The organism is Streptomyces montanisoli (assembly GCF_017813245.1).
Classification (GTDB): domain Bacteria; phylum Actinomycetota; class Actinomycetes; order Streptomycetales; family Streptomycetaceae; genus Streptomyces; species Streptomyces montanisoli.
Genome location: NZ_JAGIQL010000017.1, coordinates 39,930 through 63,682 on the forward strand (window position 1 = coordinate 39,930; position 23,753 = coordinate 63,682).

General features: G+C 70.1%; 20 protein-coding genes, 1 tRNA gene and 2 pseudogenes. 6 read left to right on the forward strand and 17 right to left on the reverse strand.

Features of this window, described 5'->3' with window-relative positions; all coding sequences use genetic code 11:
• Positions 1 to 128 precede the first annotated feature (128 nt).
• Complete coding sequence (locus JFN87_RS33520) at positions 129 to 1,337, forward strand: ROK family transcriptional regulator (RefSeq protein ID WP_245178865.1); 1,209 nt, start codon at positions 129 to 131, stop codon at positions 1,335 to 1,337.
• Positions 1,338 to 1,358: 21 nt separating this feature from the next.
• On the opposite strand, the gene JFN87_RS33525 is transcribed toward JFN87_RS33520, so the two are convergent.
• The 5 genes and pseudogenes from JFN87_RS33525 to JFN87_RS06825 form a co-directional block, all read right to left on the reverse strand.
• A complete protein-coding gene (locus JFN87_RS33525) occupies positions 1,359 to 1,781 on the reverse strand; it encodes a ricin-type beta-trefoil lectin domain protein (RefSeq protein WP_307865341.1) in 423 nt (140 codons plus the stop codon).
• Positions 1,667 to 2,872: pseudogene (locus JFN87_RS33530) on the reverse strand (Ig domain-containing protein); the annotation flags it as partial. The gene JFN87_RS33525 and the pseudogene JFN87_RS33530, both read right to left, overlap by 115 nt.
• A 79-nt stretch (positions 2,873 to 2,951) precedes the next feature.
• Complete coding sequence (locus JFN87_RS06815) at positions 2,952 to 4,268, reverse strand: ABC transporter substrate-binding protein (protein WP_209338984.1); 1,317 nt, start codon at positions 4,266 to 4,268, stop codon at positions 2,952 to 2,954.
• A gap of 87 nt (positions 4,269 to 4,355) precedes the next feature.
• Entirely contained in the window at positions 4,356 to 6,797 is a 2,442-nt protein-coding gene (locus JFN87_RS06820) for a glycoside hydrolase family 3 C-terminal domain-containing protein (protein ID WP_209338985.1), read from the reverse strand.
• A 49-nt stretch (positions 6,798 to 6,846) separates the two neighbouring features.
• Positions 6,847 to 8,598 carry a discoidin domain-containing protein gene (locus JFN87_RS06825; RefSeq protein ID WP_245178866.1) on the reverse strand — a complete coding sequence of 584 codons (1,752 nt, stop codon included), beginning with the start codon at positions 8,596 to 8,598 and terminating at the stop codon, positions 6,847 to 6,849.
• A 365-nt stretch (positions 8,599 to 8,963) separates the two neighbouring features.
• Here JFN87_RS06825 and JFN87_RS06830 point away from each other — a divergent pair, with 365 nt between their 5' ends.
• Positions 8,964 to 10,274: a glycoside hydrolase family 30 protein gene (locus tag JFN87_RS06830; RefSeq protein WP_209338987.1), complete on the forward strand. Its 1,311-nt coding sequence runs from the start codon at positions 8,964 to 8,966 to the stop codon at positions 10,272 to 10,274.
• 90 nt (positions 10,275 to 10,364) lie between these two features.
• On the opposite strand, the gene JFN87_RS06835 is transcribed toward JFN87_RS06830, so the two are convergent.
• On the reverse strand, positions 10,365 to 10,805 hold the full coding sequence (locus tag JFN87_RS06835; RefSeq protein WP_209338988.1) for a MarR family winged helix-turn-helix transcriptional regulator: 441 nt from the start codon (positions 10,803 to 10,805) through the stop codon (positions 10,365 to 10,367).
• Between the two features lie 35 nt (positions 10,806 to 10,840).
• On the opposite strand from JFN87_RS06835, the gene JFN87_RS06840 reads away from it, so the two are divergent.
• Positions 10,841 to 12,484: an FAD-dependent oxidoreductase gene (locus tag JFN87_RS06840; RefSeq protein ID WP_307865340.1), complete on the forward strand. Its 1,644-nt coding sequence runs from the start codon at positions 10,841 to 10,843 to the stop codon at positions 12,482 to 12,484.
• 73 nt (positions 12,485 to 12,557) lie between these two features.
• Positions 12,558 to 13,433, forward strand: a complete 876-nt coding sequence (locus tag JFN87_RS06845; RefSeq protein WP_209338989.1) for a cyclase family protein — start codon at positions 12,558 to 12,560, stop codon at positions 13,431 to 13,433.
• 85 nt (positions 13,434 to 13,518) lie between these two features.
• Here the strand turns inward: JFN87_RS06845 and JFN87_RS06850 are convergent, their stop codons facing one another.
• From JFN87_RS06850 to JFN87_RS06870, 5 genes are all read right to left on the reverse strand, one after another.
• On the reverse strand, positions 13,519 to 13,710 hold the full coding sequence (locus JFN87_RS06850) for a hypothetical protein (protein WP_209338990.1): 192 nt from the start codon (positions 13,708 to 13,710) through the stop codon (positions 13,519 to 13,521).
• Between the two features lie 336 nt (positions 13,711 to 14,046).
• Positions 14,047 to 17,466, reverse strand: a complete 3,420-nt coding sequence (locus JFN87_RS06855) for a glycoside hydrolase family 3 C-terminal domain-containing protein (RefSeq protein ID WP_209338991.1) — start codon at positions 17,464 to 17,466, stop codon at positions 14,047 to 14,049.
• Positions 17,467 to 17,654: 188 nt separating this feature from the next.
• A complete protein-coding gene (locus JFN87_RS06860) occupies positions 17,655 to 17,918 on the reverse strand; it encodes a CBU_0592 family membrane protein (protein ID WP_209338992.1) in 264 nt (87 codons plus the stop codon).
• On the reverse strand, positions 17,918 to 18,193 hold the full coding sequence (locus JFN87_RS06865; protein ID WP_209338993.1) for a CBU_0592 family membrane protein: 276 nt from the start codon (positions 18,191 to 18,193) through the stop codon (positions 17,918 to 17,920). The genes JFN87_RS06860 and JFN87_RS06865 overlap by 1 nt, the downstream gene beginning before the upstream one ends.
• Before the next feature lie 70 nt (positions 18,194 to 18,263).
• The gene (locus JFN87_RS06870; RefSeq protein ID WP_209338994.1) at positions 18,264 to 18,857 is read right to left on the reverse strand and encodes a nuclear transport factor 2 family protein; all 594 of its coding nucleotides are present in this window, start codon (positions 18,855 to 18,857) and stop codon (positions 18,264 to 18,266) included.
• Between the two features lie 69 nt (positions 18,858 to 18,926).
• Here JFN87_RS06870 and JFN87_RS06875 point away from each other — a divergent pair, with 69 nt between their 5' ends.
• Entirely contained in the window at positions 18,927 to 19,826 is a 900-nt protein-coding gene (locus JFN87_RS06875) for a LysR substrate-binding domain-containing protein (protein ID WP_209338995.1), read from the forward strand.
• Between the two features lie 93 nt (positions 19,827 to 19,919).
• Here JFN87_RS06875 and JFN87_RS06880 read toward each other — a convergent pair.
• Positions 19,920 to 19,993 (reverse strand) — tRNA-Pro (locus tag JFN87_RS06880).
• Positions 19,994 to 20,205: 212 nt separating this feature from the next.
• Here JFN87_RS06880 and JFN87_RS06885 point away from each other — a divergent pair.
• Positions 20,206 to 20,718, forward strand: a complete 513-nt coding sequence (locus tag JFN87_RS06885) for a mycothiol transferase (RefSeq protein WP_209338996.1) — start codon at positions 20,206 to 20,208, stop codon at positions 20,716 to 20,718.
• Between the two features lie 51 nt (positions 20,719 to 20,769).
• On the opposite strand, the gene JFN87_RS06890 is transcribed toward JFN87_RS06885, so the two are convergent.
• The 5 genes and pseudogenes from JFN87_RS06890 to JFN87_RS06910 form a co-directional block, all read right to left on the reverse strand.
• Positions 20,770 to 21,702 (reverse strand): alpha/beta fold hydrolase, encoded by a 933-nt coding sequence (locus JFN87_RS06890; RefSeq protein WP_209338997.1) that lies wholly within the window; start codon positions 21,700 to 21,702, stop codon positions 20,770 to 20,772.
• Between the two features lie 153 nt (positions 21,703 to 21,855).
• Positions 21,856 to 22,557, reverse strand: coding sequence for a GTP-binding protein (locus JFN87_RS06895; RefSeq protein WP_209338998.1), 702 nt, complete (start codon positions 22,555 to 22,557; stop codon positions 21,856 to 21,858).
• Entirely contained in the window at positions 22,535 to 22,906 is a 372-nt protein-coding gene (locus JFN87_RS06900; protein ID WP_030912310.1) for a DUF742 domain-containing protein, read from the reverse strand. Before JFN87_RS06900 ends, JFN87_RS06895 begins: the two co-directional genes overlap by 23 nt.
• Before the next feature lie 3 nt (positions 22,907 to 22,909).
• Positions 22,910 to 23,344, reverse strand: a complete 435-nt coding sequence (locus tag JFN87_RS06905; RefSeq protein WP_209338999.1) for a roadblock/LC7 domain-containing protein — start codon at positions 23,342 to 23,344, stop codon at positions 22,910 to 22,912.
• Positions 23,345 to 23,351: 7 nt separating this feature from the next.
• Positions 23,352 to 23,753 (reverse strand): annotated as a pseudogene (locus JFN87_RS06910) (ATP-binding protein); the annotation flags it as partial.

Sequence of the window (23,753 nt, forward strand, 5' to 3'; positions counted from 1 at the left end):
CACGAGCACAGCACCAGCCATTGATCCGCTGACGGGTCGAATTGCTGGGCGTAAGAGCCCGGCATGGAGCCAAGGGCAGCAGACTTCTGTTCTTTCAACGGAGTAATTGCAGCCTCTAAAGTTGCGCCATGACAGATACCACGGAGCCGGTCTCGGCGCGACGCCGCCGCAGCCGGGACCAGTTGCTCGCCGTCCTGGCGGAACACGACGCCGTGAGCCGGGCGGATCTGAGCCGGCTCACCGGTCTTTCCCGCAGCGCTGTCGGCGCGTGCGTCGCGTCACTGCTCGCCGACGGTCTGGTCAGCGAAGGCGCCGCGCTGTCCGGTGCGTCCGGTCGCGGCCGCAAGGCGCACGTGGTCCGTCTTCGGTCGGTGAGCGGCGTGGTGGCGGGGATCGACTTCGGGCACTCCCACATCACGGCCGCGGCGGCCACGGCCACGGGAGAGATACTCGCCGAGTGCTCGGAGGAGCTCGATGTGGACGGGCGGCCGACGCAGGCACTGGACGCCGCCTCTTCCCTGGTCGGGCGCGCGCTGGCCGAGGCCGGCCACGAACTGGACGACGTGCTCGGCATCGCCGCGGGCATCCCGGGCCCTCTGGACGTCCGGACCCAGACGGTGCGGGCTCCCACCATCCTGTCGGACTGGGTGGGCCTCGACCCGGCCGACGAGTTGAGCCGGCGGCTGGGCCAGCCGGTGGCGGTCGGCAACGACGCGGACATGGGTGCGAGGGGCGAGCGCGCCTACGGGGCCGGTCAGGGTCTTGACGACTTCCTGTACATCAAGGCTTCGCACGGTATCGGGGCCGGCATCGTCCTCGGCGGAAGGACCTACCGGGGCTCGACCGGCATCGCGGGAGAGATCGGCCATACGCAGCTGCCCGGCGCCACCAGCTGGTGCCGTTGCGGCAGCCGCGGTTGCCTGGAGACCGTCGTCTCCCTCACGCAGGTGCGACGTCAGCTCATCCATGTGCTGAAGACCGGCCCGGCCAGTGGCCCGATGGCCGTTCCCCCCTTGTCGGAGCTGGAACCCGACTCCGCCGCCGCCCGCGTGATCACGGACGCCGGACGTACGGTGGGCCGCGTGCTCGCCGATCTGGTCAACTGCCTCAATCCCGCGGCGATCATCCTGGGCGGCGAGCTCGGTACCGCGGGCAGGCCGCTGGTGCTCGGCGTGCGCGAGTCCGTCGACCGCTATGCCCAGCCGGCCGGCGCGCAGGCGGTCAGCGTGCGCAGCGGCCGGCTCGGGTCGCGTGCCGAGTTGTTCGGCGCCCTGGCCACGGCGGTCAGGCAGCGGTCGGCCGTGTCCGCCGCGGCAGACAGCGGCCGGCTCGGGTAAGCGCGCGCCGGTCCTCCGGGGTCAGCGTTGGAGGCTCCAGGTCTGCGCGGCCGTGCCGTTGCAGTCGTAGATCTGCAGTTGCGTGCCCGGGTCGGTCGACGCCGCGGGGACGTCGAGGCAGCGGCCGGAGGCGGGATTGAGGAAGGCGCCGTTGGCTTGCTGTTGCCAGGATTGCGCGCCGGTGCCGTTGCACTCGTAGAGCTGGACCTCGGTGTTGTTCGCGGTGCCGGCGGCTTTGACGTCGAGGCATTTGCCCAGCGCTCGAATGCTGTCGTCGGCGCCGGGGACCACTGCTGGGCCGGGGTGCCGTTGCAGGTCCAGGTCTGTACGGGTGTCCCGTCGGCGGTGCTCGCTGCCTGGACGTCCATGCAGAGGGTCGATGACAGCCCCGAGACGACGGGGCCGCCGGGGCCGCCGGGGCCGCCGGCCGGTGTGACGGTCCACACGAACGAGGTGCTTCCCGTGGCTCCGGTGCCGTCCGTGGCCGCGACGGTGACGGTGCTGGTGCCTGCCGTGGTGGGGGTACCGGAGATCGTGCCGGTGCCCGGATCGACGGCCAGCCCGGCGGGCAGACCGGTCGCGGTCCAGCGCAGGCTCTGGCCCGTGGAGGAGTCGCTCGCATGCAGGGCGAGGTTCGCGCCGGCGCCGGCGGTGCTGCTCATGCCCGCGGGGTTGCTGATCGCGATCGAGTTGCCGGTGCTGGTGGAAGTGACGTTCAGGCTGCCGGTCAGCTGCGGACGGTCGGAAGTGTCTCCGACGGCGATGCCGTAGGCGCCGGTCGCCATGGTCCAGCTGTCGATGGCGGTGTTCCAGTACGAGAGCGAGTGCGCCGGTAACGTGAAGCTGACCTGCTCGCTCGCCCCGGGTTGCAGGTCCACCCGCTGGAAGCCCTTGAGCTGCCTGCTCGGCTCGCTCGCGGCGGCGGGGTCGGTGATGTAGAGCTGTGCGACGTCGGCCCCGGCCCGGTCTCCGGTGTTGGTGACGGTGGCGGTGACCGTCGCGTTGCCGTGCTGGTCCGGGCCGGTGACGGAGAGGGCGCTGTAGCCGAATGTGGTGTAGGACAGGCCGTACCCGAAGGGGAAGAGCGGTGTGACTGTCTTGGACTGGTACCAGCGGTACCCCATGGCCAGGCCCTCGGAGTACTCGACCTGATCGTTCTGGCCGGGCCACTGCGCGGCCGTGCTCGCGGGGAGGTCGGTCAGCGCCTTGGGGAAGCTCACGGGGAGCTTGCCCGACGGGTTGACGTCGCCGAAGAGCAGCACGGCGATCGCGGCGCCCTCGCTCTGGCCCGCGTACCAGCCCTCCATATCGCGGGTATGACTCCGGCGTAGGAGCCGCTGCCGGTGCCGGCGATCATGGTCAGTTTCTGGTCCTGCGTCATGGCGCCCAGCAGCCGGGAGACCCGGTCGGCGACCGGTGCACCGGACCCGACCCACGGGCAGGACGCGCTCGCCGCCGCCCGCGGTGGTCCGGCGGCGGCTTGTCCGGCCGCGCAAACGGCCGTCAGGACAGCGCCGAGCGCGGCGGCCGGCCATCGTCTCCGTCGCATGAGCACTCCTTGTCAGGGGTCTTGGCTGCGGCCAGCAGCGGCGGTCAACATGGAGGTGCCCGTGCTCACTGCGCCTGCATCTGCTGCTGGGCCTTTTGCAGCTCGGCCTTCACCGAGTCGGTGGTCACCGTGCGGCCGGCCGCGACATCGGCGAACAGGTTCTTCACCGCGGTGCCTACCGCTGTCTCGAACTGGGACTCGTCGGCCACCTGCGGCAGTGCCTGCGCGCTGGTGGCGAGAGTCTTCCTGAGTACCGCGGTGCCGTGGGCGTTGAACGCCGGGTCCGACTGGGCGGCCTTGACCGGCGGGATGGACCCGTAGGCGGTGTTGAGGATCTTCTGCTCCTCATCGCTCGTCATGAACTTCACGAACTTCGCGGCGCCGTCGAGGTTGTCGGTGTTCTTGAAGACAGCCATGTTGATCCCGGCGACCATCGAGTTGATCTGGGTTCCGGTGCCCGGGGACCCCGACTGGACGGGTGCGGGGGCCGCTGCCCATTCGGAGTCCTTCATGCCCAGGGACTTGAAGGTCGCGGAGGCCGTCTGCCACAGCACCATGGCCGTCTTGCCCCTGGCGAAGTCACTCAGGGACTGGTTCTGGGAGTACTCGGCGTCACTGATGTCGATAATCTTGTCCTTGGCCATCAGATCGATGTACTGCTTGACCGCGGCGACCACACCGTCGTTGGTGAAGTCGGGCTTGCCGTCCGCGGTGAAGAAGTCGGCACCGTGCTGCTGGGCCAGGACGAACACCTGGTGGATGTTCTCCGAGAGGTTGGAGCACTCCGCGCCGATGGCCTGCTTGCCCAGGGCCTGGATCTTCTTCCCGTCGGCGGTCAACTCGTCCCAGGTGGCCGGTGGCTTGGTGATGCCCGCGTCGGCGAAGATTTTCTTGTTGTAGTAGAGGGCGTACGACATCGAGTACAGCGGCACGGCCGCCGGATCCTTGCCCCGGGCGCCGGTCGAACCGAGGGCCGAGGGGACGAAGCGGTCCTTGCCACCGATCTTCGCGAAGTTCTTCGCGTTCCACGGCAGCAGCGCGTCGGTGGCCTGCAAGGACGCGGTCCAGGTGTTGCCGATGTTCAGCACGTCGGGGCCCTGACCAGAGGTGGCCGCGGTGAGGATCCGGTTCAGCAACTGCGCCCAGGGCACGACTTCCAGCTTCACCGTGATGCCGGTCCGCTTCTTGAACTTGTCGAGTTCGGGCTGCAGGACCTTCTTGTCCACGGCGATGCTGGCCCCCTGGTTGGAGGCCCAGTACGTGAGCGTCTTCGGCGAGTCGTTGGAGCCGCCCTCACTCGACGAACCGCCTCCGCAGGCCGTTGCCGCGAGAGCCAGGGACAGGGTGACGGCGCCTACGGCTGCGGCTCTGATGTTGCGCATGACTGTGGGTGTCCCTTTCCGGGAGTCGACGTCAAAAAGTGTCAGACATGTCTATGTTGTGGGCGTCATCTCTTCGTCATGGCACGACTACGCACGCTCTCCTCCCAGTTCCACACCCAGTTCCAGTGGCAGGTCTCCCGCCGAGCGGCCCGCCAGCACCCGGCAGCGCCCCGGCTCGGTACGCCACCGGCTCGCCTCTTCGTCCCAGTGGCGCAGGAGCCTGGCGGGAACGTGTACCTGCGCCGTCACCGCCTCCCCCGGGCGGGCGTGCACCGCCGTGTAGCCCGCGAACCACCGTTCGGGGTATTCCACCGCGGCGCCCGGCCGGGCCAGGTAGACCTGGACGACTTCACGGCCCGCGCGCCCGCCGGTGTTGCGCACGCGCACGCACACGGTGAACGGGTCCCCCGCCCGGATGTCGGTGGGACCGGTCAGCTGCTCGTAGGCCCACGTCGTGTAGCCGAGTCCGTGACCGAACCAGTAGGCCGGGGTCCGGAGTGCCCGTAGCCAGCCCCGGTGGCCGACATGCAGGCCCTCGGCGTAGTCGAGGCGTCCGCCGGACGGCCGGGTGTCGGTGACGGGTGAGTCGTCGAGCGCGGCCGGCCAGGTGGTCGGCAACCGGCCACCGGGTTCGCTGCGGCCGAACAGCACGTCGGCCAGAGCCTGACCGCCCTCCTGGCCGGGGAACCAGGCCAGCAGAAGGGCACCGGCCTCTTGCCGCCAGGGCATCTCGACCGGGCCGCCGCTGTTGACGACCACGACGGTGCGCGGATTGGCGGCGATCACCGCCCGGACCAGGGCGTCTTGGCCGGGCTCCAGCGCGAGCCGGACCCGGTCGCGGCCCTCGCACTCGTCGTGCTCGGTGGTGCCGACCACCACGATCGACGCGTCCGCCTCTCCCGCCGCCTGCGCGGCTTCCTCCAGTGCCACTGCCACGTCGGGGGCAGGTGGCCCCGCGCCGACGACCAGCGCCCTTCCCGTGCCCGGCGTGAGTTCGCGGCGGGCGACGAGGAGGGGAGCGGTGCCGACGGTGAGCTCAGCGACGGCAGTGTGTACGGGCGGGGTGACGTGGATGGTGGCGGGGTCGTCGGTGTCCTTGGGGAAGTCCCCTGCCAGGACCTCTTCCTCGTCAAGCCGCAGGCTGATCCGTCCGAATCCGGCGACACCGAAGGTCCACGCCCCGGATTCGTGCGGATGCAGGTGAGCGCTGATCTCCACCGTGTGCGCGCCGGGCGCGAGAGGCGGCTCCAACTGCCGTCCACTCGCGCGGTGTACGGCGCACAGCTGGTTCCCTTCGGCGTCGAGGACCCGCAGCAGCACGCCGGGCGCCCCGGAGCCGGGATCGGTGCACAGCGCAGCGTCCAGCGGAGGCGGCGGGCCCTCGGGAGCGGGACCCGGTACGGCCACCACCTTCGCGCGGCCCCGCAGCAGGGACCGGACTCCGTCCAGGATGCTCACCTCGGCCGTGGGGAACACACCGGCGCTGCCGCCTCCCTGGAGACGGGTCCTGACGGCGTGTGATCCGATGACCGCCACCTTCGCCAGGCTCCGTGCGTCGAGCGGCAGTGTGCCCCGGTTGGCGAGCATGACCGTGCCGGCCGCGGCAGCCCGGCGCACCAGTGCCCGTTCGGTGTCCGACCGTGGAGGAGGCAGAGCCCGCGGAAGGGCCCCGCCCAGCCGGCCGAGCCAGTGGGCCTGCGTCAGCAAGTGCCGTACCTTGTCGTCCACCGCCTGCTGCGTGACGTGTCCCTCCTCCACGGCACGGACCAGCGCTTCGCCCCAGGCCTCCGCCGGGCCCGGCATCGCGAGGTCGAGCCCGGCTTGCGCGGTGTCCCCCGTGGTGCGCACCGCTCCCCAGTCGGAGACGACGGCGCCGTCGAAACCCCACTCGGTCCTCAGCGGAGCGGACAGCAGCGGGCTGGCGGTCATGGTGGTGCCCTCGACCGCGTTGTAGCCGGCCATGACGAAGCGCACACCGGCCGCCACCGCCGCCTCGAACGGCGCGAGGTACACCTCGCGCAGTGCCCGCCCACCGACACGCACATCCACGGTCAGCCGGTCGGTCTCGGAGTCGTTGGCGACGTAGTGCTTGGCTGTGGCGGCCACACCGTGCGCCTGGATGCCGCGCACCAGTGCGGCCCCGATACGGCCGGTCAGCTCGGGGTCCTCGGAGAGGCACTCGAAATGCCGGCCGCCGAGCGGACTGCGGTGCAGGTTGAGGTTGGGCGCGAGGACCACGTGCACGCCCTTGCGCCGCGCCTCCAGCGCGAGGAGGGAACCGAGTCGCTCGACCAGCGGCTCGTCCCAGGTCGCGGCGAGCGCGGTGGCCGAGGGAAGGAGCACGGCGGTGTGCCGCTCGTCCCACGACGGCCCGCGCACGCCGGCCGGCCCGTCCGACATCGTGAACGGCCGCAGCTCGACGGACGGTTCCGCCGCGGTGCTCCAGGTGTCGGCCCCGGTGAGCAGCGTGACCTTCTCTGTCAGCGTCAGCTTGCCCATCAACCGGTCGATCTCGTCATCCTCGTGCATCCCCCGCCCCCTCATCCTGCGAAACCGCTCACCCGCCGTGCCGCGGACCTCAGTTGTAGACTCCGAACTCGTACAGCGAATAGCCGTAGCCGGTGCCGCGTTGTGTTCCGTTGACGCGGACGTAGCGGCCGGTGCCACTGACGTCGAAGTCGTCCACACCGCCGTTTCCGTCAGTCACCGTGTGCACGGTTCGCCAGTTCTGGCCGTCATCAGAGGTCTGGATGGTGTACGCCTTCGCGTAGGAGGCCTCCCACACCAGCTGCACGTGCTTGAACGAGGTGCGCGTGCCGAGGTCGACCTGGACCCACTGGGGGTCGCTCCAGTCGCTGGCCCAGCGGGTGGAGAGGTTGCCGTCCACCGCGTTCGCCGCCGTGCACGGGCAGTCGCCGTAGCTGCCCTGGAACGAGGACGCCGTAGCGGGCTTGCCGAGAGCGAGGTTCGTGCCGTTCACCACGGGCGGCACCACCCTGATCGAACGGGTCTCCACACCGACATTGCCGTGACCGTCGGTCGCCTTGACGTACACCTTCCAGACGCCGGGCCGGTCGGGGGCGGCGATCTTCAGCCGGCCGCCGCCCAGATTGCTGGAGGGCAGGGAGACCAACTGCTTGCTGCCGTCGATGTAGTTGCTGTTGTCGAGGACCTCATAGCTGATCGGGTCGCCGTCCGGGTCCGTGGCCCGGACGTCCAGCGTCAGGTCACGGCCGGCCTGCACATTGCCCGCACCGCCCTCGACGGACAGGTCCGAGATGACGGGCGGAGTGTTGTCGTGAGAGGTGTCCCCTCCGTAGGCCCGCTTCACGGCGTAGTAGGAGAGCCGCTTCTGGCCGGCGGGCAGCAGGTTGAACCAGATGCCGCCGAAGTCGTACTCCGTTCCGTAGTGGAACATCGTCGCGCCCAGCGCCACGCCCTTGTGCCCGGTGATGCAGCCCCACGCCTTCGTGTAGCCGTCGGCCTTGGCCTGGTCGGTGGGTTCCTGGGGTACGCCGTTGGCGTCGTCGGGGACTTCCCACTCTCCGGCGGGGCCCGTTTCCGTGACGATGTACGGCTTGGTGTAGCCGCCCTTCTCCCAGGCGGACCTGACGTCGCAGACGGCGTTGTAGGAATTGACGGCGTACAGATCGAGGTCGGGCGCGTTCTTCTTGAAGTACGGCCATGCGCCGACCCACGCGTCGGTCGACGTGACCGGGTGGTTCGGGTCGATGCTGTGGATCTTCTTGGTGATGTCGTTGACGAGGGTGGTGTAGGCATCGCGCTGTGTTTCCAGCTCGGCGCCGCTGTAACAGTTCTGCAGGCCGAGGACGGACTCGTTGCCGACGTCCCACATGAGCACGCCCGGGTTGTCCTTGTACTGCTGGACCCACTTCGGGAACTCGTCGAGGACCTGGTTCTTGTACGTCGTGTCGGTGACGTAGTTGACGCAGCCGCCGGCGCCGGGGCCACCCCCCGGCTGCAGCCAGAACCCGGCGATGACCTTGATGCCGTGAGCCGCGGCGGAGTCGAAGAGAGGACCGCTGGAGGCGTCGGTACCCCAGGTGCGGATCGTGTTGACGCCCATGGACCGCAGGTCGGGCATGTACTTGTCGGCGTCGGCGATGGACGGGCCCCAGGTCAGGCCCTTGATCTGGTAGGGACTTCCGTTCACGGTCAGCTGCCAGTTGCCTTGCGTTCCGGTCACCTTGACCACGTCTCCCGCGGCATGGGCCTCGGTCGCGGGCAGGGCGGCAAGTGCGCCGATCGCCAGAGCACCCGCGGCCACGGGAACCAGGAGTCGGCGCGCACGAGCGTGCAGTGGGCTCATCATGTCCTCTTCTGATCTGGACGGCGGGGGCTGCCGACCCGGCCGCGACGGGAGCGCCGGGCCGTGGCCGGCCGATACGGGTTCGGGCGGACGCACCACGAGGGGCAGCGGATCAACCTGTTTCGGAGAGCGCTCTCCCGCTGGGAGTCTCAGGGATGTGCCGCACGGGTGTCAAGGCGCGCGACAGGGCGGGATCGACGCGCCGGTCGGTGCGGAGGGTGTGCGCACTCGGCGCGCGGAGGGTGCGCCCGCTCGGCGTCCGGTCGGCCGGGCCCTCTTCCCAACGCAAGGGCCAGAAGCAACACTTGCCCCCGTCATTCCAGCATCGCGCTGGAACGAGACCCCCGAAGAGGAGAACCACGGCGATGCGGCTCAGTCAGCACTTTGCCACCACCGAGTCGGCTCGGTGGCGGCCCGGTGGCGCGTCGCTGCCGGCGCGGGGCGAGAGCATGGTGGAGCTCGCCGGCTCCACCGACCAGACCTTCTTCGGGTTCGGCGGCTGCTTCAACGAACTGGGCCACCTCGCGCTGTGCGCGGCCGGCACGGAGGCGGCGGACCGACTGCTGGACGATCTCTTCTCACCCGACGCCGACGGCCTGCGGCTGCGGATCGGGCGCGTCCCGGTCGGTGCGAGCGACTACGCCTCGGACTGGTACAGCCACGACGAGACCCCCGGCGACCTGCGGTTGCGGCACTTCTCGATCGAACGCGACCACAAGGAGCTCATCCCCTTCATCCGGAGGGCACAGCAGCGCCGGCCCGGGCTGGACCTGTGGGCTTCGCCGTGGAGCCCCCCGACGTGGATGAAGACCCCGTCCGCCTACGCCGGAGGGTCACTGACCTGGACTCCTGACATCCTGCGTGCGTACGCGCAGTACCTGGGTCGTTTCGTTCAGGCCTACGCCGCGATCGACCTGCCGATCGGTCAGATGCACGTACAGAACGAGCCGACCGCCGTCCAGAACTTCCCGTCCTGCGTATGGGACGCCTACCAGTTCGCGCGGTTCATCGGCGACCATCTCGGTCCCGTCCTCGCCCGGCAGGCGCCCACGTGCGACATCTGGGTGGGCACCATCAACGACGACGCCATGGCGTCCACACGCGACTTCTACCGCGACTACGTACTGGTGTGCATGCACGACGAGAAGGCCAGGCAGTACGTACGGGGAGCCTCCTACCAGTGGGCGGGCCGACACTCGATCGAGTCGACGCACCGGTCCTTCCCGGAGCTGGCGCTCGCGCAGAGCGAGAACGAGTGCGGCGACGGCGGCAACACCTGGTCGTACGCGCGGTATGTCGCCGAGTTGTTCCGCCACTACCTGAACGCCGGGGTCGGCAGGTACTCCTACTGGAACATGGTGCTTCCGCGAGGAGGACGGAGCAGCTGGGGCTGGCGGCAGAACTCCCTGGCCACCGTGGATCCCGTCGACGGCGGCATCCGGTACGAGCACGAGTTCTGGATCATGAAGCACTTCTCCCGGTTCATCGAACCGGGCGCCGTCCGCGAACGGCTTCGCGGCCCGTGGAGCGGGCGCGCGGTCGCGTTCCGCAACGTCGACGGATCACTCGCCGTCGTCACCTTCAACCCCCTGCGGCATCCCGTGCGCGTGAACCTCTTCGGCGACGAGAGCGTGACGCTCGAAGCGGATTCGATCAACACGATCGTCCTGCGGTAGACCGCACGCTCGGCGAGCAGAGGGCAGGCGCCGGCTCTCCGGTCGGCGTAGCCGATCCCGAGCAGGGGCCCACGAGAGCCTGCCGGTTCTTCACCGCGGCCACGCCCGCGTCAGACTGTCGCGCAACTCCGCCAATTCCGCGTGCCCCAGCCGACTGGCGAGTACCTGTTCCAGGTCGTGAAGAATCCCCGATGCGACGTCACGACGCCGGCAGCCCGCGTCGGTCAGTTCGATGAGTGTGCTGCGGGGAAACCCCGGCCCCGGCGTACTGGCCAGTAGTCCTTCGCGAAGAAGCTGGGTGACCGCACGATGCATCGTCTGGCGCGTGACGCCTGCACGGCGGGCCAGTTCGGCGATGCTCATCGAGGAGCCGCGGTCCAGGTGCGCGAGCACGGCCGCGTGCGCCGGCGTGATGGGGTCCACGCCCGCGGCGTCCAGGCGCTCAAGCAACTCGTCCGAAAACCACCGGGCCCCTCGTTGCAGGAGTGAGAGGAGGGGCGGGTTCGCGCCCGAGTGCTCCTCGTTGCTCATGGGACGCAGTCCTCTCGTTGATGGGCTAGGCTCCTGTGTCAGCGTTACTGACACAGAGGAGCCGGATCGCCATGACAGGCTATGACGTTGATGTCCTCGTCGCAGGGGCCGGGCCGGTCGGCCTCACGGCGGCATTGCAACTGGCCCGGTGGGGCGTTTCGGTTCGCTTGGTGGATGCCGCGTCCGGTCCGGCGACGACCAGCCGCGCACTGGGGACTCACGCCCGCGGGCTGGAAATCTACGATCAGCTCGGGATTCTCGGCGACATCGCCCCGCACGGAACGAGGGTCAACGCGTTCATCCGCCACCAGGACGACCGTTCGAGCCGACTCGACTTCGATTTCGGCAGCCTGGCGACGCGGTTTCCGTACATGTTCAACATCGATCAGGTCATCACCGAACGCGTGCTTCGCGGACATGCCGCTGCGGCCGGGATCGAGGTGGAGTGGGGCACCGCGCTCGAGTCGTTCGAGCACGACGACGACTCCGTGACAGCCGTATTGCGCAACGGCGATGGCGACGGCGATGGCGCCGGCGCGAGGCACGAGACGGTGCGTGCGCGATACCTCTGGGGCTGCGACGGCGGACACTCGACCGTCCGCAAGACCCTCCAGCTCCCGCTGACGGGCGAAGCCGCTCACACCTGGCTGATCGCCGATGCGACCGTGCACACCGACATCGATCGAGATGGTGTGCACTGGCTGTTCCCGGCCGGCGGTGCGCTGATGCTCTTCCCGTTTCCGGACCCGGGCAAGTGGCGGCTGCTGGACACGACCGGCGAAGGAGACGCGGAGCAGCCCGGGCAGATCGCCCGGCAGGTCAGCACCAAGCTGTCGCAGGCTCTGGGCCGCGACACCGTCGTGGACAGCCCCAGCTGGGCGTTGAAGTTCACCATCCAGCAGCGCGCGGTACCCGCCATGCACGTCGGGCGGTGTTTCGTCTCGGGTGACGCCGCCCACGTCCACTCCCCCGCGTCCGGGCAGGGCCTCAACACCGGCATCCAGGACGCGTACAACCTGGCGTGGAAGCTGGCCATGGTCGTACACGGCCACGCCGATGCCTCGCTGCTCGACACGTACGACGCCGAGCGCGTTCCCGTCGGCCAGGCCCTGCTCGCCTCCACGGCGAAGGTCATGAACACGGCCATGGTCGACACCACCGCCGAGGACAGCCAGGAATCCGACCGCGGCTTCATGCGCCGGCTCATCCGGAACATGTCGGGTCTTGGCATCGCCTATTCCGACAGCGCCCTGACGGTGCCCGACGAGGCAGGTGAAGGTCCACGACCTGGCCGGCGACTCACGCAGATCTCCGCTGCCGAAGGCCAATCACCCGGCTGGACGGCACTGCGCGCGCTGCTCAGGACCTCGGCCTGGCACCTGCTCGTCTTCGCGGGGAGCAAGGACGCCACCAGTCAGGATCAGGTCACAGCGAAGACCACGTCACTACCCGTCTGGCTGCGCGAAGTGACGATCAGCCGGCGCCGGCAGACTGACGATGACCACGTCGTGTGGGACCACGACGGCGTGGTGCAGGACACGCTGGCCGCGAGCGACAGGGACTGGATCCTCGTACGTCCCGACGGCTACATCAGCGCGCGCGGCACCGGCGACACCAGCCTCCGCGACTCCCTGGACCGACTGACCTGCCTGCACGTGCGGGCGTCAGCCCGTGCGTGATCGATCGGCTACCCCGTCACCGCCAGCCGATGGTGGGCAGGATTACACACCTGTCACCGGAACGGAGCAGGAAATGACCGAGACACACCTCCCGACCAACTGGGGGCGGTGGGGCGACGGTGACCAGCTGGGCACGCTCCACCTCATCGACGCGGCAGCGAGAAGGCGAGCCGCGGCCGAGGTACGTGAAGCGCGCCATGTCAGCTTGGCCCGCCGCAGCCGGCCGGTGCCGCTGACGACCGGACTCGGCCCCGTCGGAAGCCCGGCCACCATGCCGGCCGGCGTCCTGCAGGCCATGAACTTCAACGGCGCAAGGCCTCTCGCGATGACGGACACTCTCGTCGTCAACACGCACAACGCGGCCTTGACGCATCTCGACGCCGTCGCCCACATACCGGTCGAAGAGCGTGTCTATCCCGGCGTACCGGTGCACGCCGCCGTGACACCGACCGGCGTGACACATGGCTCGGCCGATCCGTTCGGCGAGGGAATCGTGACCCGCGGCGTGCTCCTGGACCTGGCGCCCGGCGGCGCCGGCCTGCCCGCCGGCGCGCGCATCGGGAGCACCGACCTGGACGCCGCCCTCGAACGGGCGGGCACCACGCTGTCGGCCGGAGACGCTGTCGCGGTGCGTGGCGGGTGGGACACGAATCAGCCGCTCGACCAGCCAGTGCCCGGCCTGGACCTCAGTGCCGTGCGGTGGCTGGACGAGCACGGTGTGAGCGTCTATGCCGGCGACATCGGCGACGCCCGCCCCGCACAGCTCCCCTTGCCCATGCACCAGGTCGCCCTCGCGCGCCTCGGCCTGCCACTGGTCGACGCCGCCGACCTCGAAGCGCTCGCTGAGCTCTGCGAGGCGTCGAGTCGCTGGAGCTTCATGCTGGTCCTGGCGCCGCCGCGCATCACAGGAACCACCGGGCTCGTCGTCAACCCGATCGCCATCCTCTGACGCGGAGCAGACAGGGCCCCTCTGGCCGCCGGTGGTGCCGAGTGAAACCGACGCACCGAAGACAGAGGGGCCCTGAAAGGCTCACTCAGGCCTTGAGGTCGAGCATCCCCTTCTCCGCGGCCAGCGTGTAGTTCTGCCCGAACACGTTGAGTTGCTGGATTCCGACCTTGACGTTCTCCGTCGTCCCGAGAAGCCGTACGCGAATCGCGTGGGTCCGGACCACCGGGAATGTCATGTAGTCGATCGGGAACGCCGTCGTGTTCGCACTCTTGTCCACGAGCCTGTCGGCAGCAGACCTCTGGAATCGCCGATCCCCGAGTCCGTGGGAGGCATGGAGCTGGGAGCCGAGCGCACCTCGATCCAGGGCAGATTGACCGGATTGACGTACGTCTTGGCCATGTCGACGTGACGCGTCATGTACGTGGGCAGGCTTTCGGGTCCGGGTCCGGGCGCGGCCGGGGCCGCGGCGTCGGCCGCGGGCGGCGCCGCGAGCGGGAGCGCCGTGGCGGCTGCCGCCACCGCCGACGCCTTGACGAAGCCACGCCGCCCGATGGCGAACTGGTGTCCTTCTTCCACGCGAGGATTCCTATCCCTTGATCCGTGATCGCTTCGGCTATCGGCCGACCGATGCGGCGAACAGGTGCAGGCCGGGGAGATCGGGCAGTGAGACGTAGGCGACGGTCTTCCCTGGTGTCAGGGGGACGGAGGTCGCGTAGAGGCTGACGTCGTGCGGTCCCTGGCCGCCGCTCGGGGGCTGGTTCCAGGTGGTGGTGGTGACGAGGGTGTCACCGGCCGCCGGGGAGTTCGCCCACCAGTCGGCCAGGGTGACCGGTGCGGTGGAGGTGGCGCCGTCGGTGTAGGTGATGGTGATGTCGCCGCTCTGGTTGCCGGGGGCTCCCGCGCCGAGCAGGTTGAGCTTGCTGCCGGAGCCGCTCATCGCGATCACCTGGTTCTGGGTGGCGATGTTGTCGGGCCGGCCGGCGGCCGCCTTCGGCCAGGTGAAGCTCGCCTTTCCGGACGTGACGGTGGCGCCTGGGGTGATGCCGGCCGCGGCCAGCCGCTGGGCGGAGTAGCTGTCGCCGGAGCCGTCGAAGTCGGCCGCGCCGGGATCGGAGTCGTCGCTGACGCCGACGTTGTCGTAGGCCTTGTCCCAGCTGCTGTAGGGCACCTGCAGTGTCTGGTGGTCCTGGGTCACCTTGCCGTGTCCGACGCGCTGCTCCTGGAAGCTCGCGTCCGCGGTCAGCGAGTAGGAGCCCGACTTCGCGGAGGCGGGTGGCGTGAGCGTGAAGTTGATCTTGGCCTTGCTGTGCGGTGCGACCACGCGCTCGGTCGCTCTGCTCGGAGTCACCGTCCAGCCCTTGGGCGCGTGCGGAGCGATCGCCACCTGACGTACCGGCACGTCGGCGTCATTGGTGAAGGTGGCGGTGACCCGGCTTCGGGTGCCGGGCGCGACGATCGTCGGCGCGTGCAGGGACACGCCCTGGGAGCCGTAGCTGCGCGTGACGCGGACGGTGCCGCGCTCGGGCAGGTGGGTCGACGAGTCGCCGACCATCAGCCGGTAGGTGCCGTCGGCGACCTGCCAGTTGTGCGTGGTGTCGTTCCAGGTGGCGAAGTCCTTGGCGGGGACGGTGAAGCTGATCTGCTTCGTCTGCCCCGGCCGCAGGTCCACCTTCTCAAAGCGCTTGAGCTGGGCCGGCGGCTCGCCGGTCTTCGCCGGGTCGCCGACGTAGAGCTGCACCACATCGGCGCCGCTGCGCCGACCGGTGTTCTGCACGTCCACCTTCGCTCGGACCGTGCCGAGTGACGAGGTCTGCTGCGGGCCGATGCGCAGGTGGCTGAAGCGGAAGGTCGTGTAGGACAGGCCGGAGCCGAAGGCGAACAGCGGGTCGATGTTCTTCGCGTCATACCACCTGTACCCGACGTTCAGGCCTTCGGAGTACTGCACCTTGCCGCCCACACCCGGCCATTGTGCGGGTGTGGAGGCCGGCACGTCGGACAGGCTCTTCGGGAAGGTCACCGGCAGCTTGCCGGAGGGGTTCACGTCCCCGAACAGCAGGGAGGCGATGGCGTCCCCGTCGTTCTGGCCGGGGTACCAGGCCTCGAACACACCCTTGACCGAGTCCAGCCACGGCATCGTGACCGCGGAGCCGGTGTTGAGCACCACGATCGTGTTGGGGTTGGCCGCGGCCACGGCCGAGATCAGCTTGTTCTCGTCGGCCGGCAGGTCGATGTTGGGCAGGTCGCTGCCCTCGCCTTCGAAGTTGCTCGCGAACACGACGGCGACGTCGGACGACTTGGCGGTCTGGACGGCCTGCTGCAGCAGGTCGCCCGGGCCACCGGGCGGCTGCCAGCCCAGGTGCAGCAGCGAGCCGCCGCCGCCCTGGTAGTAGTCGACCTCGATGCTCACCGGCTCGCCCGCCGTCAGCGTGACGGTGCCGGTCTCGGTGTTGCCGCCCTGGTCACGCCAGTTGTCGATGATCTGCTTGCCGTTGATGGACAGCCTGCTGCCGTCGTCGCTGGTCAGGGAGAACGTGTAGCTGCCGGTGGTCGGCGCGGTGATCGTTCCGGTGTACTTGGCCGACCACTGGCTGGTGGGCACGCCGGCGGCCGGTGACCCGCCGTTCCAGTTGAAGTCCACCTGCGGGACGTCCTGGTGCGCGATGGGGGTTCCCGACGCCGTCGTCCCCCGGTAGTACTGGGCGGTGAGCCCGCTGCCGGAGCCGGAGCTGGGGGCCAGCACGTTCGACGGCACGACCGGCAGCCCGCCGTACGAGCTGTTGCCCTGTGCGTAGCGGACGGTGACGTTCTTGCCGGCCCGCGAGGCGATGCCCTGATACGGGGTGACGACGGAGTCCGCGGCGACCGCCGCGGATCCGCCACCGGTGGTCATGGCGTCGGTTCCGGCGTCGTCGCCGATGACCGCGATCGACGACTTCCTGGTCGGCGACAGCGGCAGGACGTGCCCGGAGTTCTTCAGCAGCACGGTGCCGTCCTCGGCGACGCGCTGCCCCACCTCCTGGTGGGCGGGCGTCGTCACCACCGAGCTGGGGGTGCCTGTCGGCGGGTCGGTGAACAGGTGGAACCGGAACATCTCGGTCAGGATCGGCTTGACGAGCTTGTCGATGGTGGCCGTCGACACCTGACCGTCGGACACCGCCTGCTCGAGCGCGGCGCCGTAGTAACCGCCGTCGGGCATCTGCATGTTCAGGCCGGCCTCGGCCGCGGGGACCGTCGAGTGGGTGCCACCCCAGTCCGAGGTGACGAAGCCCTTGTAGTGCCACTGGTCGCGCAGCACCTGGCTCAACGTGTACGGGTCCTGGCAGGCGTTCGTGCCGTTGATGAAGCTGTAGGAGCACATCACCGAGGCAGGGTCGGCCTGCTTGATGACCGAGTCGAACTGCGAGAGGTACATCTCCTGCTCGACCCGCTGATCGATGATCGCGTCGTCGGTGGAGTTGTTGCGGTTGGTCTCCTGGTTGTAGACGGCCAGATGCTTCAACTGCGCCATCTCGCCGGTGTTCTGGATGCCCTTGACGTCACCCGCGCCGATCTGCCCGGCGAGGTACGGGTCCTCGCCGTAGGTCTCGAACGCCCGGCCCCAGCGGGGATCGCGCACGATGTTGACGGTCGGCCCGAGGTCGACCTCGTTGCCCTTGCCCCACTGCTCGCTGCCGATGACGTCCCCGTACCGCTTGCTCAGGCCGGTGTCCCAGGTCGAGGCGAGGGAGACCGCCGAGGGGAGCTGCGTCACCCCGGTCATGCCGTGGCCGACGCCGCTCGGCGAGTCGTCCAGCGTCAGTGCCGGTATGCACAGCCTCGGGATCGCCGGCACGGTGCCGGCGTAGGCAGCGCTGTTGTCCCCATGCAGTTCGTGGACCTTGTCGGCCAGTGTCATCTTCGACAGCAGCTGATCGACCCGCTGAGCGATCGGCGCTCCCGAGCTGACCCATGGGCAGCTCGGCCCGGTCGCCTGTTGTGCCGAGGCCGACGGGCCGGCGGCCACGACAGAGGCGAGCACGGTCAGCGTCCCCACGCCCGCGGACAGACCTCTGAATCGTTGACGGTAAAACACAGAAATTCCCCTTCGCTCTGGTGAAAGAGAGCGATCGAGAAGTTATGACAACGATGCCATGGCGTCAAGAGGCATAACCGCAAGCCTTTTTGGCCGTTGAACGGCGTAAATAGTCATGGGGAGCAGCTCGGCTCGGTGCCCGAGCCTGCCTACGCGCGCCCGGAGGCTCCGCCCCGCGGACGCCCGCGTCCGGCCAGTCGCACCAGGCCGGCCAACGCGGCCAGCGCCCACACGCCTTGGAGGATCACGAAGCCCCACTGCGCCTCACGCAGGGCGAGCCAGGTCAAGACCGCCGCGCCCGTCAGGTTGCCCGCCAGGTACGGCCAGGAGTGGGCGGTGGTACGGCCGAACTGCAGGAACACGAAGGGCACGAGGATGCCGAGCGCGCCGGCGAACTGCAGGGCGATCTCCATCAGTGCACCACCGTCGGCTTGTTGCCGCGCAGGCGCTGGAGCAGGGCCCATGCCGAGACCAGGACCCACACGCCCTCCAGGAACACGAATCCCCACTCACGGCCGACGACGGCGGTGGCGGCCATGGCGCCGGAGCCCAGCAGGTTGGGCAGGAGGTAGCGGTAGGCGGCGGGGTCGATACGGTCGGCCTGGGCGAGCAGGAAGCAGGTGAGCACCAGTAGTGCGCCCACGACTTGCACCGCGTCGAGTAGGTCGCCCGCCGTTACGGCACTCATCGGCCTCGTCTTTCCGCTCGCCCGGCGTCCCGGGCGGGCACGCCGCCCCGATCCGTCCCCGGGGTCTCTCTCACGCCTGGTTCTGGTCGTCCAGCCAGTCGAGTGCCGACTGCTTGATGTTCTTCTCCTGCTCGCTGCCCTTGGTCGCGAAGACGCGGCGCACCGGGAAGCCGCTCGCGTCGAGCAGGTAGGCCAGTGCCGCGTACTCGCGCGGGGCGCGGCGGGCGGCCTCGTGGTCGAAGTCCACGGGGCCGAGGGGGAAGGTGAAGGACGCGAAGTCGTACACGCTCTTGCGGTCCAGGATCCGCCATGTGCCGTCGCGTCGCTCGACGCGGTCGATGAAGCGGTTGTGGCCGTTGCAGCCCAGTCCGAGGCGTGTGTTCTCGCCGATGATGATCGCGTTGGTCTCGCTGACGGCGCGGTCGCCGTCAGCGGAGAAGGTCACCGACGGCGCCGTGATGATGTGCTTGGTGCGGAAGTCCGAGGTGCCCATCCGTGCGGAGGCGTCCACGAAGTCGGAGGCCAGGCCCTCGAACCAGGTGATCTCGATGCGGGCCTGCGGGTGGAAGAGGTCACGCAGCCGGTCCCACTCCCCCAGGTCGCGGTGGATCCAGCCGGTCATGAGGTCGGTGATGTCCTGGCGGTCTTGCAGTGTCGCTGTCATGCCTCCAGTGTCAGGACCCACGTACGATCGGTCCAACTGAATGATTCGATTGACCGATCGATTGGGCCGATGGGAGGAGTCGTCGTGGAGCTGCGGCATCTGCGCTATTTCGTGGCGGTTGCGGAGGAGCGTCACTTCGGCCGGGCGGCCGCCCGGCTGCACGTGACCCAGTCGACTCTCAGCGCCCAGGTGCAGGGCCTGGAGCGCGAGGTGGGGGGACCGCTCTTCCTGCGCACGAGCAGGAGGGTGGAGCTGTCCGAGGCCGGTGAGCTGATGCTCGCGGAGGCGCGCCGTGCGCTGGCGCAGGCCGACCGCGCGTTGAAGATCGCCAGGCAGTCGATCAGCGGCGAGGTCGGCGTCCTGCGAGTGGGCTTCTCCGGGATCGTGGTGCTGGACGGTGTGCTGCCGGCGGACCTGCGCCGCTTCCACCGGACCCACCCGCGAGTGGAGATCAGCGTCAGCGAACTCCCGCCCGTCGCACAGGCCGAGGGGATTCGGGAAGGGACGATCGACGTGGGCTACTGCCCCGACCTCGGCCTCGACGACGTGGGCGACCTGGTGCTGACGCGCCGCACCCGGACGTCGCTTGCCGTCGCCCTCCCGAACGAGCACGCGTTGGCGGCGGCGTCCTCGGTCACTGCGGCCGAACTCGCCGGCGACGATCTGATCGTGTACGCGGCCGCCGAGGGCGACCGGACGGTGCTCGCGCGCCTCGGGACCAGCCCCGAGGAACATCCGGCCCGTATTCACCTGGTCACCGGCACACTCGGGGCGCTCGCGCTCGCGGCAGCCGGTGCGGGTGTGGCCATCGTCCCCGCTGCCACCGAGCGCATCACGCTGCCGGGTCTGAAGCTCCTGCCCCTGCGCGACGCCACTGGCGTGGACATCGTGACGATCACCCGGCCCGACGAGTCCTCGGGCCCGGTCCTGGCGTTCCTCTCCGGCCATCCGCGGTCCCCCGCGATCTGAGCGACCGGGTCGCGCCTTCGAGGGACCATGGCCGAACACGTCAGGGGCGGTTCCGGATTGCTCCGAAACCGCCCCTGCTACGACTGTCTCCAGTCGGGACGACAGGATTTGAACCTGCGACCCCTTGACCCCCAGTCAAGTGCGCTACCAAGCTGCGCCACGTCCCGATGCCCGTATGACCTGGGGTTTCCCCCGGCCGAACGCGCAAGAGAACAATACCGCACTCACATGCCTGGTCACGAACACGCTGGTCACGCATCACCTGCTTCGGCAGGCTGCCCCACGGTCACCGCCAGGGCCCGCCACGGCGGGCATCGGACGGCGCCGCGGGGGAAGCTGGTCGAGGGACACCCGGACACCTTGTGGAGAGGACCACGCCATGCCCGTAAGCACGGACCTGCTCATCGACGGCTTCGGCCGGATCCGGGAGGTGGTGCACGAAGCGGTGGACGGGCTGAGCCCCGACGACCTGGCCACCCGGCTCGACGAGGGCGCGAACTCGATCACCTGGCTGGTCTGGCACCTCACCCGGGTCCAGGACGATCACATGGCCGACGCGTCCGGGTCGGAACAGGTATGGACGTCGGACGGCTGGTCGGGCCGGTTCGACCTGCCGTTCAAGCCCGGCGCCACCGGCTACGGCCACTCGTCGCGTGACGTCGCCTCGGTCAGCGGCGTCTCGGCCGAGCTGCTCGCCGGCTACCACGACGCCGTGCACGACAGGACGGTCGCCTACCTGCGCACGCTCGGGGACGCGGACTTCGCGCGCGTCGTCGACGACTCCTGGACGCCCGCGGTCACGCTCGGCGTGCGGCTCGTCAGCGTGATGTCGGACGACCTCCAGCACGCGGGGCAGGCCGCCTTCGTCCGCGGGGTGCTGGAGCGGCGATAGCCCGGGAGGAGGGGTGGGCCCGGCGTCCGGCCGGCGTCCGGGCCCACCCCCTCACAGCACCCGCTCGTCCAGCCAGTCGGTGAGGTCCCTGTGCACCTGGTCGCGGTTGGTCTCGTTGAGGATCTCGTGCCGGGCCCCGGGGTACGCCTTCCAGGTCAGATCGGTCATGCCGCGGTAGCGGAAGTCCTCGAGCAGCTCGTAGACGAGCGTCATCCGCTGGTGGCACGGGTCCTGGTCGCCGACCGCCACGTGCACGGGCAGGTCGGCGGGGACGGCGGCCAGCGCGCGCGGATCGTTGATCTTGCGCACGCCCAGCACCCAGTCGAGCGCGAGCCCGGCCGAGAAGGGGAAGCCGCACCGCTCGTCCGCCACGTAGGCGTCGACCTCCGCCTCGTCGCGGGAGAGCCACTCGAACCCTGTGCGGTGCTCGTACGGGTCGTTGAGCGAGGCGAAGAGGTCCGAGAGGAAGGGCGACCGTGCGTCCCGTCCCTCCTCGGCGGCCTCCAGTTCGAGGCGTACGGCCGTCTCCGCGATCTCGCAGCCGGGCAGCGAGCGGAACGTGCCGGTGAGGATCAGGCCCGCCAGGTCGTCCGGGTACTCCTGGGCGTAGTCCCTGGCCAGCATCGACCCCATGCTGTGGCCGAGCAGGAAGAGCGGCACGCCCGGGAAGAGCGTGCGCGCCTTGCCGCCCGCCGTTCGCAGGTCGTCGACGTTGGCGCGCCAGCTGTCGCCGTCCGTGCCGCCGCTGCCGAAGCCGCCGGTGGACGTGGCGGTCGCGCCGTGACCGCGCAGGTCGGTGGCGAGCACGCCGTAGCCGTGCGCCGTCAGGTACTGGGCGAACCGGTCGTAGCGCAGGGCGTGTTCGGCGGCGCCGTGCGCGATCTGCACCAGTGCCCTGGGCCTGCCGCCGTCGGGGAGCCAGGTGTATCCGGCGATCTGGACGCCGTCGTGGGCGGTCAGCAGTCCCGGCGTGCAGTTGGTCATGGGCGGGTCCTCCGGTCGCGGTGCGGTCTTCGTCCGTCCCCGTGCCTCTTTCCCCGTGCCGCCACGCCATGCCCGCACGGAGCCCTCTGTCCTCCCTGCGGTGGATCGCGGCGACCGGGGAGGGTCACGAAGGAGGTCACGAACGGCCGCCGGTCACAGCGCCGCCCCGACGGAGGTGACGGTGGTGAGCAGGTGCTGGACGAGGGTGACGAGGGTGCGGATGCCGGAGCTGGCGATCCTGGCGTCGCACAGGATCACCGGCACCCGGCCGTCGAGCCCGAGTGCGGCCCTGACCTCCTCCGGGTCGTAGCGGTACGACCCGTCGAACTCGTTGACGGCGACGACGAAGCCGATGCCTCGCTGCTCGAAGAAGTCCACGGCCGAGAAGGACTGTTCGAGACGGCGGGTGTCGGCGAGCACGACAGCGCCGAGCGCGCCCTCGCACAGCTCGTCCCACAGGAACCAGAAACGCTCCTGGCCTGGCGTGCCGAACAGGTAGAGCACGTGGCGCGGATCGAGCGTGATCCGCCCGAAGTCCATCGCCACGGTCGTGGACGTCTTGGCCTCGACGCCGGTGAGGTCGTCGAGGCCCGCGCCCACCTGCGTGAGCAGCTCCTCCGTACTGAGCGGGGCGATCTCGCTGACCGCCCCGACGAAGGTCGTCTTGCCGGCCCCGAAGCCGCCCGCCACCAGCACCTTGAGCGCCTGCGGGAAGACCTCGGGCTCGGTCGGCGCGGGGCGCTCGCCCGCCGTGCCGGGTTCGGGCGGCCGCGGCGCCGGGGCGCGCGGTGCGGGGGCGGGCGCGGTGTCGACCGCGGACGCGGAAACGGGTTCAGAGCTGTCGTCGTAGGCCATCGAGCACCGCCTCAAGCAGTAACTGGTCGGTGGGGTCCCGGAACCGGGAGGGTGGGCGCACACGGATCGCGCCGCACTGCACCAGGTCGGCGAGGAGGATCTTGGTGACCGTCGCGGGCAGTCCCATGCGCCCCGCGATCTCCGCGACCGGCGTGGGCGCGGGGCAGAGCCCGAGCACCTGGCCGTGTTCGGGCCCGAGCGGCCCGTCGGGGGCGCTGCCGGTGGATATCACCAGCGTCAGCAGGTCGAGGGCGACCGCGGGCCGTGTCCTGCCGCCGCTCACCGTGTACGGGCGGACGAGCCGCCCCGCCGCGCCGTCGAGCAAGGGCCCGTCCTTCGGGGCCGGCACCTGTCACCGCCCCGCGTCGCTCGCGCTGCCCGCCGGCCGCCGCGCGGGGATGGCCAGGTAGGGGCGCACGCTTTTGACCAGCATCGCCATCTCGTAGCCGAGGATGGCGGCATCCGCCTCGCGCCCGGCGAGTACCGCGAGGCAGGTGCCGCTGCCGGCCGTGGTCACGAACAGCAGCGTCGCGTCGAGCTCGACGACGACCTGCCGCACTCCCCCGCTGTCGCCGAACCGCGCACCGGCGCTGCGGCCCAGCGAGTAGAGGCCTGAGGCCAGCGCCGCCATGTGGTCGGCGCTGTCGGGGTCGAGGCCGTGCAGGGATCTGACCAGCCCGTCGGAGGAGAGCAGCACCGCGCTGCGTGTGTACGGGACGCGCTGGACGAGACCGGCGAGCAGCCAGTCCAGATCCTGGGCGTGACCGGTCGATACGTCGCTCGCCATCGTGTGTCTACTCCTCGGTGGTGGGGGTGCGGCGGTGCGCTTCACGCTGCTGCGGAGCCTGGCGCTCTGCGGGCTGCCTGCGGGGCAGGCCCGGTTTCTCGACGGGGGCACGCGGGGCGGCGGCCTCGGGCGCCGGGGGTGCGGCGACCGTCCCGGCCTGCCCGCCCGGCTCGGTCTCGGCGAGCCCGATGCCGCGGCGGAAGGCGGCCATCAGGCCGGGGTCGTGGCCGGCCGGCTCGCCGGGCCCCTCGGCCGGCGGTGCGGGCGGGCGCTCCCTGAGCTGCGGTGCCATGTGGTCCTGGCCCTGTCGCTTCGGCAGCTCGGGGCGGCCGGGCGGCGCTGCGGCGCGTGCCGGGGACGGCACCGCGGTGGTCGCCGGATCGGGCGCCGCCGCGGGAGCGTGGGCGGG

Excerpts from the sequence above, each read along its gene's own strand:
- JFN87_RS06865 (WP_209338993.1), bottom strand. The coding sequence starts at position 18,193 with ATGAGTGCCGTAACGGCGGGCGACCTACTCGACGCGGTGCAAGTCGTG.
- JFN87_RS06870 (WP_209338994.1), bottom strand. The coding sequence starts at position 18,857 with ATGACAGCGACACTGCAAGACCGCCAGGACATCACCGACCTCATGACC.
- JFN87_RS06875 (WP_209338995.1), top strand. The coding sequence starts at position 18,927 with ATGGGAGGAGTCGTCGTGGAGCTGCGGCATCTGCGCTATTTCGTGGCG.
- JFN87_RS06820 (WP_209338985.1), bottom strand. The coding sequence starts at position 6,797 with ATGCACGAGGATGACGAGATCGACCGGTTGATGGGCAAGCTGACGCTG.
- JFN87_RS06860 (WP_209338992.1), bottom strand. The coding sequence starts at position 17,918 with ATGGAGATCGCCCTGCAGTTCGCCGGCGCGCTCGGCATCCTCGTGCCC.
- JFN87_RS06885 (WP_209338996.1), top strand. The coding sequence starts at position 20,206 with ATGCCCGTAAGCACGGACCTGCTCATCGACGGCTTCGGCCGGATCCGG.
- JFN87_RS06890 (WP_209338997.1), bottom strand. The coding sequence starts at position 21,702 with ATGACCAACTGCACGCCGGGACTGCTGACCGCCCACGACGGCGTCCAG.
- JFN87_RS06835 (WP_209338988.1), bottom strand. The coding sequence starts at position 10,805 with ATGAGCAACGAGGAGCACTCGGGCGCGAACCCGCCCCTCCTCTCACTC.
- JFN87_RS06895 (WP_209338998.1), bottom strand. The coding sequence starts at position 22,557 with ATGGCCTACGACGACAGCTCTGAACCCGTTTCCGCGTCCGCGGTCGAC.
- JFN87_RS06825 (WP_245178866.1), bottom strand. The coding sequence starts at position 8,598 with ATGAGCCCACTGCACGCTCGTGCGCGCCGACTCCTGGTTCCCGTGGCC.
- JFN87_RS06845 (WP_209338989.1), top strand. The coding sequence starts at position 12,558 with ATGACCGAGACACACCTCCCGACCAACTGGGGGCGGTGGGGCGACGGT.
- JFN87_RS06830 (WP_209338987.1), top strand. The coding sequence starts at position 8,964 with ATGCGGCTCAGTCAGCACTTTGCCACCACCGAGTCGGCTCGGTGGCGG.
- JFN87_RS33520 (WP_245178865.1), top strand. The coding sequence starts at position 129 with ATGACAGATACCACGGAGCCGGTCTCGGCGCGACGCCGCCGCAGCCGG.
- JFN87_RS06815 (WP_209338984.1), bottom strand. The coding sequence starts at position 4,268 with ATGCGCAACATCAGAGCCGCAGCCGTAGGCGCCGTCACCCTGTCCCTG.
- JFN87_RS06905 (WP_209338999.1), bottom strand. The coding sequence starts at position 23,344 with ATGGCGAGCGACGTATCGACCGGTCACGCCCAGGATCTGGACTGGCTG.